The 16,934-nt window shown below is 74.6% G+C and carries 9 protein-coding genes, 3 pseudogenes and 1 riboswitch; of the genes and pseudogenes, 7 read left to right on the top strand and 5 right to left on the bottom strand.

What is annotated here, in order from left to right:
- Nucleotides 1-21: 21 nt before the first annotated feature.
- Nucleotides 22-537 (top strand): annotated as a pseudogene (locus tag ACZ56B_RS04990) (sodium:solute symporter family transporter); the annotation flags it as partial.
- A 141-nt stretch (nt 538-678) separates the two neighbouring features.
- On the opposite strand, the pseudogene ACZ56B_RS04985 reads toward ACZ56B_RS04990, so the two are convergent.
- The 3 genes and pseudogenes from ACZ56B_RS04985 to ACZ56B_RS04975 all read right to left on the bottom strand — a co-directional run.
- Nucleotides 679-1,290: pseudogene (locus tag ACZ56B_RS04985) on the bottom strand (response regulator); the annotation flags it as partial.
- Between the two features lie 68 nt (nt 1,291-1,358).
- Nucleotides 1,359-3,030: pseudogene (locus ACZ56B_RS04980) on the bottom strand (sensor histidine kinase).
- 94 nt (nt 3,031-3,124) lie between these two features.
- The gene (locus ACZ56B_RS04975) at nt 3,125-4,063 is read right to left on the bottom strand and encodes a sucrase ferredoxin (protein WP_468786334.1); all 939 of its coding nucleotides are present in this window, start codon (nt 4,061-4,063) and stop codon (nt 3,125-3,127) included.
- 278 nt (nt 4,064-4,341) lie between these two features.
- Between ACZ56B_RS04975 and ACZ56B_RS04970 the strand changes: the two genes are divergently transcribed.
- Nucleotides 4,342-5,448, top strand: a complete 1,107-nt coding sequence (locus ACZ56B_RS04970) for a CobW family GTP-binding protein (protein ID WP_468786332.1) — start codon at nt 4,342-4,344, stop codon at nt 5,446-5,448.
- Here the strand turns inward: ACZ56B_RS04970 and ACZ56B_RS04965 are convergent.
- Nucleotides 5,445-7,901 carry a DNA gyrase/topoisomerase IV subunit A gene (locus ACZ56B_RS04965; protein WP_468786330.1) on the bottom strand — a complete coding sequence of 819 codons (2,457 nt, stop codon included), beginning with the start codon at nt 7,899-7,901 and terminating at the stop codon, nt 5,445-5,447. The genes ACZ56B_RS04970 and ACZ56B_RS04965 overlap by 4 nt on opposite strands.
- Nucleotides 7,902-8,400: 499 nt before the next feature.
- Between ACZ56B_RS04965 and ACZ56B_RS04960 the strand changes: the two genes are divergently transcribed.
- From ACZ56B_RS04960 to ACZ56B_RS04945, 4 genes are all read left to right on the top strand, one after another.
- Complete coding sequence (locus ACZ56B_RS04960) at nt 8,401-9,774, top strand: M16 family metallopeptidase (RefSeq protein WP_468786348.1); 1,374 nt, start codon at nt 8,401-8,403, stop codon at nt 9,772-9,774.
- Complete coding sequence (locus ACZ56B_RS04955) at nt 9,771-11,174, top strand: M16 family metallopeptidase (RefSeq protein ID WP_468786328.1); 1,404 nt, start codon at nt 9,771-9,773, stop codon at nt 11,172-11,174. The genes ACZ56B_RS04960 and ACZ56B_RS04955 overlap by 4 nt, the downstream gene beginning before the upstream one ends.
- Before the next feature lie 201 nt (nt 11,175-11,375).
- A riboswitch (cyclic di-AMP (ydaO/yuaA leader) is annotated at nt 11,376-11,550 on the top strand.
- A 12-nt stretch (nt 11,551-11,562) separates the two neighbouring features.
- Complete coding sequence (locus ACZ56B_RS04950; RefSeq protein WP_468786326.1) at nt 11,563-12,327, top strand: M23 family metallopeptidase; 765 nt, start codon at nt 11,563-11,565, stop codon at nt 12,325-12,327.
- A gap of 212 nt (nt 12,328-12,539) precedes the next feature.
- Complete coding sequence (locus ACZ56B_RS04945) at nt 12,540-13,253, top strand: GntR family transcriptional regulator (protein ID WP_468786324.1); 714 nt, start codon at nt 12,540-12,542, stop codon at nt 13,251-13,253.
- A 256-nt stretch (nt 13,254-13,509) separates the two neighbouring features.
- Here the strand turns inward: ACZ56B_RS04945 and ACZ56B_RS04940 are convergent, their stop codons facing one another.
- Entirely contained in the window at nt 13,510-13,791 is a 282-nt protein-coding gene (locus ACZ56B_RS04940; protein WP_030235221.1) for an HPr family phosphocarrier protein, read from the bottom strand.
- Between the two features lie 178 nt (nt 13,792-13,969).
- Between ACZ56B_RS04940 and ACZ56B_RS04935 the strand changes: the two genes are divergently transcribed.
- Entirely contained in the window at nt 13,970-16,858 is a 2,889-nt protein-coding gene (locus ACZ56B_RS04935) for a bifunctional acetate--CoA ligase family protein/GNAT family N-acetyltransferase (protein WP_468786322.1), read from the top strand.
- Nucleotides 16,859-16,934 lie beyond the last annotated feature (76 nt).

Genomic DNA, 16,934 nt, shown 5'->3' with positions numbered 1-16,934 from the left:
CGCCGCCTTGGCTCGCCACCCGCCCGTATCACTCGATCCTCCCCCCCCCCCCCCCCCCCCCCCTTCCCCCCCCCCCCACCCCCCCCCCCCCCCCCCCGCGAGGTGGCCGTGGCCCGTCTCGCCGCCGTCGGCATCGGCGTGGTCGCGATCTCCCTCGGCCTGCTGGCCCGCGACCTCAACGTCGCCTTCCTCGTGGGCCTCGCCTTCGCCGTCGCCGCGTCCGCCCACCTGCCCGTGCTGCTCTACTCCCTGTTCTGGCGCGGCTTCACCACCCGGGGGGCCGTGTGGGCCGTCTACGGGGGCCTGGTCCCGGCCGTGGTGCTGGTGCTGCTGTCCCCCGTGGTGTCCGGCAGTCCCGGTGCCCTCTTCCCGGACGCCGACTTCCAGCTCTTCCCCCTGCAGAACCCGGGCCTGGTCTCCGTCCCGCTGGGCTTCCTCGCGGGCTGGGCCGGCACGGTCACCTCGGCCGAGGTCCCGGACGAGGCCAGGCACGCGGAGACCGAGGTCCGCTCGCTGACCGGCGCGGGAGCGGTGTAGGGCGCCGCCGCGGACGGGGGCGCCGGCATCCGTACGGCGGGGAGGGCAGGCTTCCCTCCCCGGCCCCGCGGACCGCGCATCCGTCCGGAGTTCGAGGGGGACTGGTCCCGGCTTCCCTCCCCGGCCCCGCGGACCGCGCCCTCAGGCAGGGGCCGCCCACGCGTAACGGTGCTCCGGGCGGCCCGCGTCGCCGTACCTGAGGGTCAGCGTGGCCCGCCCCGTGCGCTCCAGGAGCTTCAGGTAGCGCTGGGCGGTCTGGCGGCTCACCCCGGTGCGTTCGGCGATCTCCTGGGCCGACAGCGGGCCGTCGGCGTTCATCAGGCACTGCCGTACCAGCTCGGCGGTGGTGGGCGAGTGCCCCTTGGGCAGCCGGGGCTCGGCCGGCGCCGACAGGGTGCCGAAGAGGCGGTCCACTTCCGCCTGCCCCGCCTCACCGCCCCCGTCGAGGGCGCGGCGCAGTTCCGCGTACGCCTCCAGCTTGACGCGCAGGTCGGCGAAGGCGAACGGCTTGACCAGGTACTGCAGGGCGCCGTGGCGCATCGCCGCCTGCACGGTGGACACGTCACGCGCGGCCGTCACCATGATCACATCGGTCTGGTGGCCGTGCCGCCGCATCTCCCGGACGACCTCGAGCCCCGTCCCGTCGGGCAGGTAGTGGTCCATGAGCACGAGATCCGGCCGGGGTGGCGTCTCCAGACCGGCGAGCGCCCCGGCCGCGCTGTGTGCCGTCCCGGTGACCCGGAAGCCGGGCACCTTCTCGACGTAGGCGGCGTTGACCCGCGCGACCCGGACGTCGTCGTCCACGACCAGAACCTCGATCATCACGCCTCCTTCGTGGCGGTTCGCGGGGCGCAGCCCCCGGTGGGAGCGGGTTCCGCGTCCGGCTCGGCCAGGGCCTCGGGCAGGACGACGGTGAACTCCGCGCCTCCGCCGCGCGCCTCTCCCACGGTCGCGCTGCCCCCCTGCCGCTCGGCGAACCTGCGCACCAGGGGGCAGGCCGATGCCGTTTTCGTGGGGGGCGGGCGGCTTTTGGGTAGACCAGCCGTGGGGAAGGACGGGGGGGGGGGGGTCCCGCGGGACACCGGGCCCGGTGTCCCGCACCACGAGCACCGCGGTGCGCCCCTCCGCGCGCAGTTCGACCTCCACGCGCGCCCGCGGGGTGCCCGCGACGGCGTCGAGGGCATTGTCCACCAGGTTGCCGACGACGGTGACGAGCCCCCGGGGGTCGATCAGCCGGTCCGGCAGCCGCGTCCGCTCCGAGACCCGCAGGGCGACCGAGCGTTCGGCGGCGACCGTCGCCTTGCCCACCAGCAGGGCGGCCAGCAGGGGGTCCCGGATCCGCTCGGCGACCTGTTCCGCCGTGGCCCGGTGCTCGCCGACGACCTCGCCGACGAACTCCACGGCGTCGTCGTACATCTCCAGTTCGAGCAGCCCCAGCAGGGTGTGCATGCGGTTGGCGTGTTCGTGGTCCTGGGCGCGCAACGCGTCGATCAGGCCGCGGGTGGAGTCCAGTTCCCGGCCCAGCCGGTCCAGCTCGGTGCGGTCGCGCAGGGTGACGACGGCGCCGCCGTCGCCGGTCGGCATGCGGTTGGCGACCAGGACGCGCTGCCCCCGGACGGTGAGCAGGTCGGTGCCGGTCACCCGCCCGGCCAGCACATCGGCCGTGCGTCCCGCGCCGAGCGCCTGGTCGGGGGACCGGCCCACCGCCTCCTCGCCGATCCCCAGCAGGCGCTGCGCCTCGTCGTTCAGGAGGCGGACGTGGCCGCCGCGGTCGAGGGCGACGACGCCCTCCCGGATGCCGTGCAGCATGGCCTCGCGCTCCGCGAGCAGCGCCGAGATGTCCGAGAAGGCCAGGTCGCGGGTCTGCCGCTGCACCCGCCGGGAGACGAGCCAGGCCGCGAGCGCGCCGACGGCCAGGGCGCCGCCCGCGTACGCGAAGAGCCCCGGGACGGCGTGGACCAGCCGGGCCCGGACGCTGTCGTAGGCGATGCCGACCGAGACCGCCCCGACGATCTCCCCGGCCCCGTCGCGCAGCGGCACCTTGCCGCGTGCGGAACGGCCCAGGGTGCCGTCGTCGATCTCCATGACCTCGTGCCCGGCCAGGGCCTCGCCCGGGTCGGTGGAGACCGGACCGCCGATCCGCCGCGGGTCGGGGTGCGACCAGCGCACCCCCCGCCGGTCCAGCACCACGACGTACTCGGCCCCGGTGGCCTTCCGGATCCGCTCCGCTTCCCGCTGCACCGGTCCGTCCGGCGACGGCGGGGTGCTCCGCAGGTCGCGGGCGAGCCGCGGCTGCTGGGCGGTGGTCTGCGCGATCGCGAGGGCCCGCCGCATCGCCTGGTCGTCCAGCTGCTCGCCGAGCGGTGCCAGGAACAGCCCGGTGGCGAGCACCGCGACCCCCGCGGCGATCGCCAGCTGCATCACCAGGACCTGCGAGAACACCCGCCGCGGCAGGCCGAGGCGCAGACGGCGTGCGGGGGGAGTGGGGCTCATGCCCCTGACGGTACGCGGGCGGGAGCGGGGTGCCGCGGGGGTGTGGCGTGGATCTCGTCACCCGCCCGGAGGGACGGGAGCGTGCGCGGGACCGTCAGCCCGCCAGCGCCGCCACGGTCACCTCGCGGACCGCCACCACGTCCATCCGCGCGGGCGAGCCCAGCACCGAACCGCAGCTCTCCGGGCGGGGCGGAAGGGACGCGCCCCGGGCGACCTCGACCAGCCACCGGCGGCCGTCCGCGTGGGCGACGGTCACCTCCCAGTGCCCGGCCGCACCGTCCGTCCGCACGACGCTCAGGGCCTGCGCGGCGTGCTCGCCGACCGCACGGCGCACGGCCAGTTCGGCCGCCTGGCCGGGACGCTCCCAGGCGGAGCTCCCGCGGCACCCCTCGACCACGATCCGGCCCTCCCGGACGCCGTGCAGCACCTCCTTGACGGCAGGTGCCCCGGCCCGGCCGTAGGCGTAGCCGTACGGCAGGACGAGCACCGTGGGGGAGAAGCGGTGACCACCCAGATGGGTGACCTCCCAGACGCCCTCGACGCCGGAGGCGGCGAGTTCGGCCGCCAAGGGCCTGCCGAGGAGGGCGCAGCAGCGGTCGCGCTTGCCGTTGGTGCAGACGAGGGCGAGGGGGCCGCCCGGGTGGGGCCGTCCGCCGAGCGCCGTGCCGAAGGTGGCGGGCTCACCCCGGCCGAGCGCGGCGAAGTCCAGGTCGAGCAGCCGTCCGGGGTCCGTGACCGTGGCGGTGTGCAGCCAGGTGCGTCCCGGAACGGTGTGGCCCGCGTACACCCGGCGCGCGGCGGGTACGCGGCGGTCCGCGTGAGGCCCCGGACGCCGTATGAGCGCGATGCGCACCCCGGTGTCCTGCGCGGCCGCCTCCAGGGCTCGGCCGAGCGCGGGGTCGAGGTGGCTCGAGGTGAGCGCCTTGGCGCCCCACGGGCCGGGCTGCTCCAGCAGCAGCCAGGTCCTCGCGGTGGCCGCGGTTCCCGCGACCGGCTCGTCGAGTTCGCGGGAGACGGTTGAGCACGTACTCACACAGGTGAGCCTAACCTGACTTGCCCGCCGGGGCCTCCCGGCCCCGCCCGTGTCCTGTCCCGTCAGCGGCCGGGGCGGCTTCGGGCCCGTGTGCGGCCCGCCGGGACGCGTGCGCGGGGCGCGGGTCCGGCGGCCGCGCCGCTGACGGCCTCTCACCGCGCGGCCGTTCCCGGCGTTCGTATCCTGGGGCGTCGGCCGGTCCCCGTCCGCGCGCCGAGGCGCGAGCCGGCGTACGCGCGGGCGGGGACCGGGAAACGGGAAGAACGGGAGGTCGTGCGGTGGCGCGGAGCAGCGGTCGGCAGATTCCGGTGGTCGTCCTGGCCGGATTCCTCGGCTCCGGGAAGACCACCCTGCTCAACCACCTCCTCCACCACAGCGGCGGGAGCCGTATCGGCGCCGTCGTCAACGACTTCGGCGCCATCGAGATCGACGCCATGGCCGTGGCCGGTGCGCTCGGGGACTCGACGGTCTCGCTCGGGAACGGATGCCTGTGCTGCGCCGTCGACGGCAGCGAACTGGACGAGTACCTCGAACGGCTGGCCCGTCCGTCCGCCGGCGTCGACGTCATCGTCATCGAGGCCAGCGGTCTCGCCGAGCCGCAGGAACTCGTGCGGATGGTGCTCGCCAGCGAGCACCCCGGGATCGTGTACGGCGGACTGGTCGAGGTGGTGGACGCCGCCGAGTTCGACGCCACCCGGGCCAGGCACCCGGAGATCGACCGGCACCTCGGCCTCGCCGATCTCGTCGTCGTGAACAAGCTGGACCGGGTCACGGACGCCCCGCGCGTGCTGGACCTGGTCCGCTCGCTCGTGGACCGCGCGGCCGTCGTCCCCGCCACGCACGGCCGCGTCGACCCCGGGTTCCTCTTCGACCGCCGGCCGAGCGAGGAGCGCGTCGGGCAGCTGTCGTTCGACGACCTGCACCGCCACGAGCGCGGGGAGGAGGAGCACGCCGGGCACCTGCACGCCGCGTACGACAGCCTCTCCTTCGTCTCCGGGCGGCCGACGGACCCGCGGCGGTTGATCCGGTTCCTGGACAGCCGGCCCGAGGGGCTGTACCGGATCAAGGGGCATGTCGACTTCGGGCCGTACGACACCCGCAACCGGTACGCCGTGCACGCCGTGGGGCGGTTCCTGCGGTTCTACCCCGAGCCCTGGGCGGCGGACGAGGAGCGGCGCACGCAGCTCGTCCTCATCGGTACGGGCATCGACGTCCCCGCACTGCGCGAGGAGCTGGAGGCGTGCGGGAACGACGGCACCCCACACGCCGACGAGTACGGCATGTGGGGCGTGCTGCGCTACGTGCGGGATCCCGAGGCCTCCGAGGCCCCCGGGGATCTCGAAGCCCCCGGTGAATCCGGGGAGCCGGGGGAACCGGCGGCCTAGACCGGACCCGCCACCACCGACACCGTCTTCGGCAGCGACACGCCCGAGCCGTCGCGGCGCGGGTCGGGATCCGGGAGGCTCACCGGCGCGCCGTTCTTCTGGGCGGCGCGGGCCGGGACCGGGCCCGCCCAGGCCAGGGCCAGGCAGTCCTCGCCCTTCAGGAACCGCTGGCAGCGCACGCCGCCGGTGGCCCGGCCCTTGCGCGGGAACTGGTCGAACGGGGTGAGCTTCGCCGTCGTCTGGACGGAGTCGTCCAGCGTGCCGCGTGAGCCCGCGACCGTGAACACCATCGCGTCCGCCGCCGGATCGACCGCCGTGAAGGCGATGACCTTCGCGCCCTGGGACAGCTTGATGCCCGCCACACCGCCGGCGGGCCGGCCCTGAGGACGGACCTGCCCGGCCGGGTAGCGCAGCAGCTGCGCGTCGTCGGTGATGAAGACCAGGTCCTCCTCGCCCGTGCGCAGCTCGACCGCGCCGACGATCCGGTCGCCCTCCTTGAGCGTGATGACTTCCAGTTCCTCCTTGCTGGAGGGGTAGTCGGGCACCACGCGCTTGACGATGCCCTGCTCGGTGCCGAGCGCCAGACCCGGCGACGACTCGTCGAGCGTCGTCAGGCACACGACCTCCTCGTCGCCCTCCAGGGAGACGAACTCGGCCAGGGGCGCCCCGCCGGAGAGATTCGGCGTCGGCATCGCCTCCGGGAGCAGGGGGAGGTCGACGACGTTCAGCCGGAGCAGGCGGCCGGCCGAGGTGACCACGCCCACCTCGCCGCGGGCCGTCGCGGGCACCGCCGAGACGATCACGTCGTGCTTGACCCGCTTGGCGGCGGCGTCCCGCGCGAACGGCTGGTCGTCCGCCGTACGGGCCAGCAGACCCGTGGAGGACAGCAGCACGCGGCACGGGTCGTCCGCCACCTGCAGCGGTACGGGGGCGGCCGGGGCGTCGGCCGACTCCAGCAGGAGCGTGCGGCGGTCGTTGCCGAACTTCTTGGCCACCGCGGCCAGTTCCCCGGAGACCAGCTTGCGCAGCTCGGCGTCCGACTCCAGGATCCGGGTGAGTTCCTCGATCTCCGCGTTCAGCCGGTCCCGCTCCGTCTCCAGTTCGATGCGGTCGTACTTGGTCAGCCGGCGCAGGGGGGTGTCCAGGATGTACTGGGTCTGGACGTCGCTGAGGGAGAAGTGCTCGATCAGGCGCTGCTTGGCCTGCGCGGAGTTCTCGCTGGAGCGGATGAGGCGGATGACCTCGTCGATGTCCACCAGGGCCGTGAGCAGGCCCTCGACCAGGTGCAGCCGGTCCCGCTTCTTGCCGCGGCGGAACTCCGAACGCCGGCGCACCACGTCGAAGCGGTGGTCGAGGTAGACCTCCAGCAGCTCCTTGAGGCCCAGGGTGAGCGGCTGACCGTCCACCAGCGCCACGTTGTTGATGCCGAAGGACTCCTCCATCGGCGTCAGCTTGTACAGCTGCTCCAGGACCGCCTCCGGCACGAAGCCGTTCTTGATCTCGATGACGAGCCGCAGGCCGTGCTCGCGGTCGGTGAGGTCCTTGACGTCGGCGATGCCCTGGAGCTTCTTCGACCCGACCAGGTCCTTGATCTTGGCGATCACCTTCTCCGGCCCGACCGCGAAGGGCAGCTCGGTGACGACCAGGCCCTTGCGGCGCGCCGTCACGTCCTCCACGGTGACCGTCGCGCGGATCTTGAACGTGCCGCGGCCCGTCCGGTACGCGTCCCGGATGCCGGACAGGCCGACGATCCGGCCGCCGGTGGGCAGGTCGGGGCCCGGGACGTGCTTCATCAGGGCGTCGAGGTCGGCGTTCGGGTACCTGATCAGGTGGCGCGCGGCCGCGACGACCTCGCGCAGGTTGTGCGGCGGCATGTTGGTGGCCATGCCGACGGCGATCCCCGACGCGCCGTTCACCAGGAGGTTCGGGAAGGCGGCGGGCAGTGCCACCGGTTCCCGCTCCTGACCGTCGTAGTTGGGCGCGAAGTCGACCGTGTCCTCGTCGATGGACTCGGTCATCAGGCTCGTGGCCTCGGCCATCCGGCACTCGGTGTACCGCATGGCGGCGGGCGGGTCGTCGTTGCCCAGGGAACCGAAGTTGCCGTGGCCGTCGACCAGGGGCACGCGCATCGAGAAGGGCTGGGCCATGCGCACCAGGGCGTCGTAGATCGAGGCGTCGCCGTGGGGGTGCAGCTTGCCCATGACCTCGCCGACGACGCGGGCGCACTTCACGTAGCCGCGCTCGGGCCGCAGGCCCATCTCGTTCATCTGGTAGACGATGCGGCGGTGCACCGGCTTGAGACCGTCACGCGCGTCCGGCAGGGCGCGGGAGTAGATGACCGAGTACGCGTACTCGAGGAAGGAGCCCTGCATCTCGTCGACGACGTCGATGTCGAGGATCTTCTCCTCGTACGAGTCGTCGGGCGGCGGGGTCTTCGTGCTGCGGCGGGCCATCGCTGCCGGCTCCTTGCTGAAGCGTGTGACGGAATCTGACGCGGACCATTGTGGACCGTCGCACTGACAGGCGGGACCGGGACCCGGCCCCGGCCGTCCGGTGCGGACCGGGCAGTGGCGGCGCGAGTCAGGCTACGCGCACGGGCCGCGGACGCCGCGGACCGGGGCGGAGTCGCGAGCCCCGCGCACCGGGGCGGAACCGCGGGCGCCGGCCGCGCGCCGGTGGCCGGCGGACCGGGGCCGCGCCCCGCGCGGTCCACCGACCACCTGTGGCCGCGGCCGGGCCGCGGACCGGTGCCACGGCCCGCCCCGTCCGTACCGTGCGTCGCGGCCGTCCCACGGCCCCCACCAGCCCCGTCACCGGCCCGCACCGCTTCTCGCTCTCGGCGTAGCCGCCCCCGCCCGGGAACTCCACCGGTGCTCCGCGCGCTTGCATACAGTGGCAGGACCGGCAGAAACGGCGGTGTCGACGACCGCCTCCGCGATCGAAGGGACGTACATGCCCATGGGTCACACGGCCACAGCGCAGGCAGGCTCCGGCGGCCTGACAGCGACCGAGCACCGCCTGGCCAACGGCCTGCGCGTGGTGCTCTCCGAGGACCACCTGACCCCGGTCGCCGCGGTGTGCCTCTGGTACGACGTCGGTTCACGCCACGAAGTCAAGGGGCGTACCGGCCTGGCTCACCTTTTCGAGCACCTCATGTTCCAGGGCTCCGCCCAGGTGAAGGGCAACGGTCACTTCGAGCTGGTGCAGGGCGCCGGCGGTTCGCTCAACGGCACCACCAGCTTCGAGCGCACCAACTACTTCGAGACCATGCCCGCCCACCAGCTGGAGCTCGCCCTCTGGCTGGAGGCCGACCGCATGGGCTCCCTGCTGGCCGCCCTGGACGAGGAGTCCATGGAGAACCAGCGGGACGTGGTCAAGAACGAGCGCCGCCAGCGCTACGACAACGTGCCCTACGGCACGGCCTTCGAGAGGCTGACCGCCCTCGCCTACCCGGAGGGCCACCCGTACCACCACACGCCGATCGGCTCGATGGAGGACCTGGACGCGGCCACCCTGGAGGACGCCCGCCGGTTCTTCCGCACGTACTACGCGCCGAACAACGCCGTGCTCTCCGTCGTCGGCGACATCGACCCGGAGCAGACGCTCGCCTGGATCGAGAAGTACTTCGGCTCCATCCCGTCCCACGACGGCAAGCCCGAGCCGCGCGACGGCTCGCTGCCCGACGTCATCGGCGAGCAGCTGCGCGAGGTGGTCGAGGAGGAGGTCCCCGCGCGCGCCCTGATGGCCGCCTACCGGCTGCCGCAGGACGGCACGCGCGCGTGCGACGCGGCGGACCTGGCGCTCACCGTCCTCGGCGGCGGCGAGTCCTCGCGGCTCCACAACCGGCTCGTGCGGCGGGACCGCACGGCGGTGGCGGCCGGATTCGGCCTGCTGCGGCTGGCCGGGGCGCCCTCCCTCGGGTGGCTGGACGTGAAGACGTCCGGCGACGTGGAGGTGCCGGTGATCGAGGCCGCGATCGACGAGGAGCTCGCCCGGTTCGCCGAGGAGGGCCCCACGGCCGAGGAGATGGAGCGCGCCCAGGCCCAGTTGGAGCGCGAGTGGCTGGACCGCCTCGGCACGGTCGCGGGCCGCGCCGACGAACTGTGCCGGTACGCCGTCCTGTTCGGTGACCCGCAGCTCGCCCTGACCGCCGTCCAGCGGGTCCTCGAGGTGACGGCGGAGGAGGTGCGGGAGGTCGCCGAGGCCCGCCTGCGCCCCGACAACCGCGCGGTGCTCGTCTACGAGCCCGTCGCCCCCGAAGCACAGGACGCAGAGGAAGCCGCCGCAGCCGCCGGCGCCGACGAGACCGAGGAGGCGGCGAAGTGACCGAGCTCGCCACGATGGACTTCCACCCCCGGCCGCAGGCGGGCGAGGCGAGGCCCTGGGCCTTCCCGGCCCCCGAGCGCGGCACGCTCGACAACGGCGTGACCGTCCTGCACTGCCACCGCCCGGGCCAGCAAGTCGTCGCCGTCGAGGTGCTCCTCGACGCGCCGCTCGAGGCCGAGCCGACCGGACTGGACGGTGTCGCCACGATCATGGCGCGGGCCTTCTCCGAGGGCACCGACAAGCACTCCGCCGAGGAGTTCGCCGCCGAGCTGGAGCGGTGCGGCGCCACCCTGGACGTGCACGCCGACCACCCCGGTGTCCGGCTGAGCCTCGAGGTCCCCGCCTCGCGGCTCGCCAAGGGGCTCGGGCTGGTCGCCGACGCCCTGCGGGCGCCCGCGTTCGCGGACGGCGAGGTCGAGCGGCTGGTCCGCAACCGCCTCGACGAGATCCCGCACGAGCTGGCCAGCCCCGCCCGCCGGGCCGCCAAGGAACTCTCCAAGGAACTGTTCCCGGCGAGTTCGCGCATGTCGCGTCCGCGTCAGGGCACCGAGGAGACGGTCGCCGGCATCGACTCCACGGCCGTGCGCGCCTTCTACGAGAAGCACGTCCGTCCCGCCACGACGACCGCGGTGGTCGTCGGCGACCTCACCGGGGTCGACCTGGACGCGCTGCTCGGCGACACCCTCGGCTCCTGGACGGGCTCCCCGGCCCGGCCCCGGCCCGTTCCGCCGGTGGTCGCGGACGACACCGGCCGGGTCGTGATCGTGGACCGCCCGGGCGCCGTCCAGACGCAGCTGCTGATCGGCCGGATCGGCCCGGACCGGCACGACCGCGTGTGGCCCGCGCAGGTGCTCGGCACGTACTGCCTCGGCGGCACCCTCACCTCCCGCCTGGACCGCGTCCTGCGCGAGGAGAAGGGCTACACCTACGGCGTCCGGGCCTTCGGGCAGGTCCTCCGGTCCACCGCGCCCTCCTCCCCGGAAGGGGCCACCGGCGCCGCGATGCTCGCCATCAGCGGCTCCGTCGACACCCCGAACACCGGGCCCGCCCTGCAGGACCTGTGGACGGTGCTGCGCACGCTCGCCGCGGAGGGACTCACCGACGCCGAGCGGGACGTCGCCGTGCAGAACCTGGTGGGCGTGGCACCGCTCAAGTACGAGACCGCCGCGGCCGTCGCGAGCACCCTGGCCGACCAGGTCGAGCAGCACCTGCCCGACGACTACCAGGCCGAGCTGTACCGGCAGCTCGCCGCGACCGGCACCGTGGAGGCGACCGCCGCGGTCGTCAACGCCTTCCCGGTGGACCGCCTGGTGACCGTGCTCGTCGGCGACGCGGCGCAGATCAAGGCGCCCGTGGAGGCCCTCGGGATCGGTGACGTCGCCGTGGTGAGCGCCGAGTAGCGGGCCGCGCGGGACGCGTACGGGCGAGGCCCTGGTGGCGGGTACGTCACCAGGGCCCGCCCATGCCCGGATTGGGGTGGAGACGGCCCGTCTGCCCTGTGGGATGCGCTACAGAATCCGGGTTCCGTTTGGGAATCGACGGCCCGCCCGCTTAGCGTCTTCCGGGCTGTTCGTCGGGCAGTGCGCCGCACCCGCGGCACCGGACAGCCATCGCCGAGTCCCCGTACGGCGCGAGCCAGGGGAGCCGGGGGCCCGCACGCAGTCTCTGCAGTCCCTGGGGTGAATCGGACGCCCGCGCGTGTCGCGAGGGGGTCCGTAGGAGACCTTCCTGCTCCGAACCCGTCAGCTAACCCGGTAGGCGAGAGGGAAGGAAAGGACCAGCCTGTACATGGCGTTCACCCGCGCCACCGGGAAGCACCGCCGTCCCCGCAGGACCGAGCGCGGCACCGCCCGCGCGGCGGGCGTCGCGGCTCTCACCACCACCGGCGTCGTCGGCTCCCTCGGGGCCCCCGCGCTCGCCGCCGAACCCGTCGCCGCGCAGACCGGCCTCACCCCCGTCATCACCCTGGGCGACCAGGTCGCCGACCAGGTCGACGCCCAGGCGGCCGCCCAGCACGAGGCCGCCCGGGAGGCCGCCGAGACCGCCGCGCGGAAGGCGGCCGAGGAGGCCGCGCGCGAGAAGGCGGCCGAGGAGGCCCGGGCGGAGCGGGAACGCGCCGCGCGGGAGGCCGAGCGCGAGCGCCTCACCGCCTTCGTCTCCCCGATCGCCGGCTCCTACGTCTCGACCGGCTACAAGAGCGGTGGCGCCGTCTGGTCCTCCGGCAGCCACACGGGCGTGGACTTCCACGCCGCGAGCGGCACCCCCGTCCAGGCGGTCGGCGCGGGCACCGTCGTGGAGGCCGGCTGGGGCGGCGCGTACGGCAACCAGGTCGTCATCCGGATGCACGACGGCACCTACACCCAGTACGCCCACCTGTCGTCCGTCGGCGTCTCGGTGGGGCAGCAGGTCACCCCGGGGCAGCGGATCGGCCTGTCCGGCGCCACCGGCAACGTCACGGGCGCGCATCTGCACTTCGAGGTCCGCACCACCGCCGAGTACGGCTCCGACCTGGACCCCGTCGCCTACCTCCGCGCGCACGGCGTGAACCTCTGACGCGCGTCCGCTCCGGCGCGGCGCCCGCCCCGCTCTCCGGCCCCGGCTCCCGAGCCGGGGCTTTCGGCGTCGCAGGGGGGAAGGGCTGACCGAAAGCGCCAAAAACACCTATGGATTCCGGCCCGGCGTCGGAAATTACCGCCGATTGCAATAGAGTCACGGAACGCACGTCGATCGTCGGCGTTTCACGGGAATGAATCCGGAGGTCGCTCATGCGTATTCCCGCGCACTCGGTGTGCACGGCGATCCGGGACGACATCGTCGCGGGTGTCCACGGGCGCGGCAGCCGGCTCACGGAGGAAGTGCTCGCCCGCCGTTACGGCGTCTCCCGCGTCCCCGTCCGGGAGGCCCTGCGCACGCTGGAGGCCGAGGGGTTCGTGGTGACCCGGCGGCACGCGGGCGCGTGCGTCGCGGAGCCCACCGGGCAGGAGGCCGCCGACCTGCTGGAGATGCGTCTGCTCCTCGAGCCGCTCGGCGCCCTCCGCGCGGCCCAGCGCCGCACCGAGGCCCACGTGAAGGTGTTGCGCGGCCTGGTCCGTCTGGGGCAGGAGCGCGCCCGCCGGGGCGACAGCGACGACCTGCGCTCCCTGGGCGGCTGGTTCCACGAGACGCTCGTCCGGGCCTGCGGCAGCCCGGCGCTGGCGTCGGCGCTGACCCAGGTGCGGTACAAGATCGCCTGGATGTACGCCGTGGAGGGGCCCGCCGACCCGGTGGAGCACTGGGCGGAGCACGGCGCGATCGTGGACGCCGTGGCGCGCGGCGACGGCGAGCGCGCTCGGACGGTCACGGCGCTGCACGCCGAGCGCGCGCGGGGTGCGCACCGTCTGCGCCCCGCCCTCGGCGTCGCCCGGACGGACCGGGTGGACCGCGTGGCCCGTGTGAGGAACTCGCAACATGCCGTGAACATGCCGGGACCGCGCCCTTAACACGGGGGCCGTATACAAAGGAAAAGCGCCGGCGGGCACGTGTCCCGCTGCCGCATTCCGGAAACGCGGAGAATTCGCGAGGCTTTCCTCGTGGTTCTTCCGTGGTCGCGCTTTCGGGAGGTCCTCACCGGAAAGCGGGCGCGGAAAGCGGGCACGGGGGACGAGGCCGTCGGTCCGGGGAAGTCCGGGGAAGGGAAACGGCGGAGCCGCGCCGTCCGGAACGGACGACGCGGCTCCGCCGCTGTCGGGCACGCGGTCACACGGTCTCGGGGAGCTCCTCGAGACCCTCGGAGACCAGCTTCGCCAGACGGTCCAGGGCGGCGTCCGCGCCCTCCGCGTCGGAGGCGAGGACGATCTCCTCGCCGCCCTGGGCGCCCAGACCCAGGACGGCCAGCATGGAGGCCGCGTTGACGGGGGTGCCCCCGGCCTTGGCGATCGTCACCGGGACGCCTGCGGCCGTGGCGGCTCGGACGAAGATGGAGGCGGGACGGGCGTGGAGGCCCTCGGCCCAGCCGACGTTGACGCGGCGCTCAGCCATGTGTTGCTGCCCTTCAGTCTTCAGGGTTGTCTAGACCAGTTTCCCACAACGTGAAGCAGGCCGGAGCGGCACCCGCTCCCGCTGCCGGGCGGCTTCCGGACCGCGGCCTCGGTCCGGCTCGTCGCCCTCCACAGACTGCCTCGCGCCGTCGCCGTACGCGAGCCGTACTCTGGGGCCCATGCAGACCTCGTCGGACCGGCACGAGTACCCCGCCCACTGGGAAGCCGACGTGGTGCTGCGCGACGGCGGCACCGCGCGCGTCCGCCCCATCACCGTCGATGACGCCGAGCGCCTGGTCAGCTTCTACGAGCAGGTCTCGGACGAGTCGAAGTACTACCGCTTCTTCGCGCCCTACCCGCGTCTGTCCGCCAAGGACGTCCACCGCTTCACGCACCACGACTTCGTGGACCGGGTGGGACTCGCCGCCACCGTGGGCGGCGAGTTCATCGCCACCGTACGGTACGACCGGATCGGCGCCGACGGGGCACCCGCCTCCGCGCCGGCCGACGAGGCCGAGGTCGCCTTCCTCGTGCAGGACGCCCACCAGGGCCGGGGCGTCGCCTCCGCCCTGCTCGAACACATCGGCGCCGTCGCGCGGGAGCGCGGCATCCGCCGGTTCGCCGCCGAGGTGCTGCCCGCCAACACCAAGATGATCAAGGTGTTCACCGACGCCGGGTACACCCAGAAGCGCAGCTTCGAGGACGGCGTCGTCCGCCTGGAGCTCGACCTCGAACCCACCGACCGCTCCCTGGCCGTGCAGTACGCGCGCGAACAGCGCGCCGAGGCGCGCTCCGTGCAGCGGCTGCTCTCCCCCGGGGCGGTGGCCGTCATCGGCACCGGCCGCACCCCCGGCGGCGTGGGACGCAGCATCCTCGACAACATCCGGGACGCCGGGTTCACCGGCCGCCTGTACGCCGTGAACGGCGCCCTCCCGGACGGGCGGGAGGAACTCGACGGGGTGCCCGCCTTCCGCTCGGTGCGGGACGTCGACGGGCCCGTCGACCTGGCGGTCGTCGCGGTGCCCGCGGAGCGGGTCCCCGAGGTGGTCGCCGAGTGCGGCGAGCACGGCGTGCAGGGGCTCGTGGTCGTCTCCGCCGGGTACGCCGAGTCCGGTCCCGAGGGCCGGGAGCGCCAGCGCGCCCTGGTGCGGCAGGCGCGCACGTACGGCATGCGGATCATCGGCCCGAACTCCTTCGGCGTCGTCAACACCTCCCCCGGCGTACGGCTGAACGCCTCGCTCGCCCCCGAGATGCCCCGCCCCGGCCGGATCGGGCTGTTCGCCCAGTCCGGCGCCATCGGCGTCGCCCTGCTGTCGCGCCTGCACCGGCGCGGCGGGGGCGTCACCGGCGTCACCGGCGTGTCCACCTTCGTGTCCTCCGGCAACCGGGCCGACGTCTCCGGCAACGACCTCCTGCAGTACTGGTACGAGGACCCCGACACCGACGTCGTCCTCATGTACCTGGAGTCCATCGGCAACCCCCGCAAGTTCACCCGCCTCGCTCGCCGGACCGCGGCGGCGAAGCCGCTGGTCGTGGTCCAGGGCGCACGCCACGGATCCGGGCCCCGGGGGCACGCCGTACGGGCGACCCGGCTGCCGCACGCGACGGTGTCCGCGCTGCTGCGGCAGGCCGGGGTGATCCGGGTGGACACCATCACCGAGCTGGTCGACGCGGGCCTGCTGCTCGCCCGCCAGCCCCTGCCGGCCGGACCCCGGGTGGCGATCCTCGGCAACTCCGAGTCCCTGGGCCTGCTCACCTACGACGCCTGCCTCGCCGAGGGGCTGCGCCCGCACCGCCCGCTGGACCTCACCACCGCCGCCTCGGCGGCGGACTTCCACGCCGCGCTCTCCCGGGCGCTGGCCGACGACACCTGCGACGCGGTGGTCGTGACCGCGATCCCGGCGGTGGGGGAGGGCCCGGTCGGCGACGCGGCACTGGCCGAGGCCCTGCGCTCGGCCGCCGCCGCGACGCCGTCCAAGCCGGTCCTGGTGGTCCACGTGGAACTCGGCGGCCTCGCGAAGGCCCTCTCGGCCGCCGCGAGCACGGCACCGCAGCCGACCGCGGCGGCCGCGGCCGCCCCGCGGCAGGCACCGCCGGCCACGCCGTCCGAGGGGCCGCCCGCCCCCGGCCCGGCGGACGGCGCCCCGCCCATGCCGCCCGCCGCGGGCGGGGTGCCCGTCCCCGCCGCACCTCCCGAAGGCACCCACCTCATCCCCGCCTACCCCGCCGCCGAACGCGCGGTCCGCGCCCTCGCCCAGGCCGTCGCGTACGCGCAGTGGCGGCGGGAGGCCGCCGACCCCGGCAAGGTGCCCGGGTACGAGGACATCGACGAGAGGGCCGCCGCCGCCCTCATCGACGGGCTGCTCGCGCGCGGACAGGGCCTCGCCCTCGGCAGCGAGGAGACCTGCGACCTGCTCGGCACGTACGGCGTCCACGTCCACCGGGCCCTGCCCGCCCCCACCCCCGACGCCGCCGCCGAGGCCGCGCGCACCCTCGGCTACCCCGTGGCCCTCAAGGCGACCGCGCCGCACCTCAGGCACCGCGCCGACCTGGGCGGCGTCCGCCTGGACCTCGCGGACGAGGAGCAGCTGCGCCGGGCGTACGCCGAGTTGGCCGAGCTGTTCGGCGAGCCGGGGGAGCTGCGCCCCGTGGTGCAGCGGATGGCACCGCGCGGTGTCGACACCGTCGTGCGGGCGGTCATCGACCCCGCCGCCGGAGCCGTGCTCTCCTTCGGCCTCGCCGGGGCCGCCTCGCAACTGCTCGGGGACATGGCGCACCGGCTGATCCCGGTCACCGACCGGGAGGCGACCTCGCTGGTGCGGTCGATCCGGACGGCCCCGCTGCTGTTCGGCTGGCGCGGCTCGGCACCGGTCGACACCCCCGCGCTGGAGGAGCTGATGCTGCGGGTGTCGCGGCTGGTCCACGACCACCCCGAGGTCGTGGCGGTCACCCTCGAGCCGGTCGTCGTCGCCCCGCACGGCGTGAGCGTCCTCGGCGCCTCCGTGCGCCTGGCCCCGCCCCCCGCCCGCGACGACCTCGGTCCGCGGACCCTCCCGGCGGCGTACTGAGGGCGCGCGGAGCGGCCGGGACCCCGGGGGCCGCCCGGGGCGGGGCCCCCGCGCACGCGGAGCGGTCCGAGCGGTG

It is taken from the genome of Streptomyces sp. NPDC034670 (assembly GCF_055574875.1).
The sequence above is the reverse complement of the archived record's forward strand: the minus strand, read 5'-3'. Positions and strand labels throughout refer to the sequence as shown.